General features: G+C 35.7%; 5 protein-coding genes. 2 read left to right on the top strand and 3 right to left on the bottom strand.

What is annotated here, in order from left to right; all coding sequences use genetic code 11:
- Nucleotides 1–86: 86 nt before the first annotated feature.
- A complete protein-coding gene (acpP, locus tag BAZSYMA_RS08650; protein ID WP_090718041.1) occupies nt 87–317 on the top strand; it encodes an acyl carrier protein in 231 nt (76 codons plus the stop codon).
- Nucleotides 318–401: 84 nt separating this feature from the next.
- The gene (gene fabF / locus BAZSYMA_RS08645) at nt 402–1,640 is read left to right on the top strand and encodes a beta-ketoacyl-ACP synthase II (protein WP_090718037.1); all 1,239 of its coding nucleotides are present in this window, start codon (nt 402–404) and stop codon (nt 1,638–1,640) included.
- Between the two features lie 30 nt (nt 1,641–1,670).
- Here fabF and BAZSYMA_RS08640 read toward each other — a convergent pair whose 3' ends face one another.
- The 3 genes from BAZSYMA_RS08640 to BAZSYMA_RS08630 form a co-directional block, all read right to left on the bottom strand.
- A complete protein-coding gene (locus BAZSYMA_RS08640) occupies nt 1,671–1,877 on the bottom strand; it encodes a hypothetical protein (RefSeq protein WP_090718034.1) in 207 nt (68 codons plus the stop codon).
- Between the two features lie 160 nt (nt 1,878–2,037).
- Nucleotides 2,038–2,643: a response regulator transcription factor gene (locus BAZSYMA_RS08635; RefSeq protein WP_090718029.1), complete on the bottom strand. Its 606-nt coding sequence runs from the start codon at nt 2,641–2,643 to the stop codon at nt 2,038–2,040.
- A gap of 47 nt (nt 2,644–2,690) precedes the next feature.
- Nucleotides 2,691–2,904, bottom strand: a 214-nt coding sequence (locus BAZSYMA_RS08630) for a thiosulfate oxidation carrier complex protein SoxZ (RefSeq protein ID WP_206599460.1), incomplete at its 5' end; no start/stop codon positions are given.

Below are 2,904 nucleotides of genomic sequence, written 5' to 3'. Positions count from 1 at the left end.
TTATAAAAATAGTTACAAAAATAGTATTACATAAATATTTTTTACGATAAAATATAGGTTTTTATAACGATGCAGGAAATAACATAATGAGTAGTATTGAAGAAAGAGTAAAGGCAGTTGTAGCTGAGCAATTAGATATAAGTGGTGATATTGATAATAACGCTTCTTTTATTGATGATTTAGGTGCAGATTCTTTAGATACCGTTGAATTAGTCATGTCTCTTGAAGAAGAGTTTGATTGCGAAATTCCAGATGATGAAGCAGAAAATATTACAACTGTCCAGCAAGCTATTGACTATGTTAATAACAATTTGTAATTTCCGTTTAGCAACATAATAAGTAAGGCGCTTCTTCCCTCTTGGGTTAAGCGCCTTTTTCTTATTTAAGAATAAAGGTAAGTTATGAGTAAAAGAAGGGTCGTTATCACTGGTTTAGGCATTGTATCTCCTGTTGGTTCAACTGTATCAACAGCATGGGATAGTATTCTTAACGGAAAATCAGGCATTAACTCTCTCACCAATATTGAAACCCAAGGACAATCTGTTACTTTTGGTGGTTCGGTTAAAGATTTTGATGTTGCTGATTATTTAAAACCTAAAGAGATCAAAAAAATGGATGCTTTTATTCATTATGGTATGGCAGCAGGCATTCAAGCGATTGAAAATAGTGGACTTGAAATTACCGAAGAAAATGCTGAGCGTATCGGTGTTGCCATAGGTGCAGGAATTGGTGGTTTAGGCACCATTGAGAAAACGGCTGACCTTTTCAGAGAGAAAGGTGCAAAGCGTGTTTCTCCTTTCTTTGTACCCTCTTCTATCATTAATATGATTTCTGGCAACTTGTCTGTTAAATACGGTCTTAAAGGTCCAAATTTCGCCATTGTTACTGCTTGCACGACTGGTACGCACAATATCGGCGATGCTTCGCGTTTAATTGAGTATGGCGATGCCGATGTAATGGTTGCTGGTGGTGCTGAAATGTCAACCACCAATTGTGGCTTGGGCGGTTTTGCAGCAGCACGCGCCCTATCCACTCGCAACGATGACCCATCAACTGCTTCTCGTCCTTGGGACAAAGACCGTGACGGTTTTGTACTTGGCGATGGTGCTGGCGTGGTGGTATTAGAAGAATATGAACACGCCAAAGCACGTGGTGCAACTATCTACGCTGAGGTCTCTGGTTACGGTATGAGTGGCGACGCTTATCATATGACACTACCTTCCAAAGGTGGCGAAGGCGCAGCCAGATGTATAAAAAACACACTGCGTAATGCAGGTATCAATGCACAGCAAATTGATTATATTAATGCACACGGCACTTCAACCCCTGCTGGCGACCAAGCAGAAACTGATGCGACTAAATTAGCGCTTGGTGAGCATGCATATAATGTTGTAGTGAGCTCTACCAAATCAATGACAGGGCATTTGCTGGGTGCTGCTGGAGGCATTGAAGCAATCTTTACCGCTTTAGCTATTAGAGATCAAGTCGCACCACCAACTATCAACATCTTCAATCAAGACCCTAATTGTGATTTAGATTATTGCGCTAACGAAGCAAGGGAAATGAAGATTAACCACGCAATTTCCAATTCATTTGGATTTGGTGGCACAAACGGAACAATTTTGCTTTCTAAAATCTAAGGTTATTTCTATAACAAAATACCTATAAGTCTACTTAACCTTGTTAGCAACTTCATTCGTAGTACCGCCGACTAACTCTTTAACAAAATCATAAATTTTAATAACACCGTTATACACGCTAACCTTTGCTGTCTCTTTATTCAATATCAAAGAATAGTCTTTATCAGTTGACTTAAACTGAACTGCACCACCAATAAGTGCCAAAATCACAATACTACCTACTATAAACTTAATCATATCAAAAAACCTATTGTTTTAGAAAAAAATAATTTTACCTGTTTTTTGTTATTTCTGTTTCATTTAATTTTGCATCCTGATTGACCAATAGAGTTGTTAAATTTAAACATCACCAAAATCCAAGCAAAAATACTTATCGTTAAACCCTAGACTTAATTTCTTACGCTTCTTGGAAAAATTTAATAGCAGCTTCGGTGCGATTATTAACAGACAATTTAACCAAAATAGACGAAATATGTATTTTAACGGTTGACTCGCTAATTCGTAGTTTATTTGCTATTTGTTTATTTAACATGCCTTGCGCTATTTCAGACAAAACCTCGTATTGTCTTTTAGTAAGCTTATTAGAATAGATTTCACTCTTTGATTCTTTAAACGGATCTATCTGCTTTCCTGATAAGATCTTATTGATAACTTCTTTACATCTTTCATGTGATGTAGTTTTTACCAGACAATAAGTGGCGCCAGAATCAATAACTTCCTGGGCAAAGAAACGACTATTAATAGAGGTAATTACTAAGATGGGCGTTTTTGTTATAGTTCTTAAATCAGGTAATCTCTTATTAATCTTACCAATATCTATCAAATTTGTACTTAAAATTATTAACTTAATATTACCACTAATAGCTTTAACATTCTGCACCAAGGTTTCATAAGTGCAATATTGTTTACATATGTAATCTTTATCAATCTCTTTGTTAATTAGACTGGCAACTGATTCTTTGAATAACTGCTGGGCATCAGATATTAAAATATAGCTTTTCATTGATTGATTAAGTATTTATTTAGGTTAAAAAATTTCAAATTATTGCACTACATAGAAAAATCATTCACGAATTTTAGACTTTCTGTATCCAATACTTCAATCTTTAATTGATTTCTGGCTTTTCCACTTGATACATAAAAACGAAAATTAGGGTCTTCGCTCACAGAAAAACCAGTTTTAGCTAAAAATACCGTCTTACCATCTAGGCTTGCTTTGATGCTTTTTACATAGTGAGGCAAAGTGCGTATTCGAGTTACTTGA

Origin of the sequence: Bathymodiolus azoricus thioautotrophic gill symbiont (assembly GCF_001298715.1) — a bacterium.
Classification (GTDB): domain Bacteria; phylum Pseudomonadota; class Gammaproteobacteria; order PS1; family Pseudothioglobaceae; genus Thiodubiliella.
Note: the sequence above shows the minus strand (reverse complement) of the source record. Positions and strands in the feature narration are given on the sequence as shown.

Excerpts from the sequence above, each read along its gene's own strand:
- BAZSYMA_RS08635 (WP_090718029.1), bottom strand. The coding sequence starts at position 2,643 with ATGAAAAGCTATATTTTAATATCTGATGCCCAGCAGTTATTCAAAGAA.
- BAZSYMA_RS08640 (WP_090718034.1), bottom strand. The coding sequence starts at position 1,877 with ATGATTAAGTTTATAGTAGGTAGTATTGTGATTTTGGCACTTATTGGT.
- acpP (WP_090718041.1), top strand. The coding sequence starts at position 87 with ATGAGTAGTATTGAAGAAAGAGTAAAGGCAGTTGTAGCTGAGCAATTA.
- fabF (WP_090718037.1), top strand. The coding sequence starts at position 402 with ATGAGTAAAAGAAGGGTCGTTATCACTGGTTTAGGCATTGTATCTCCT.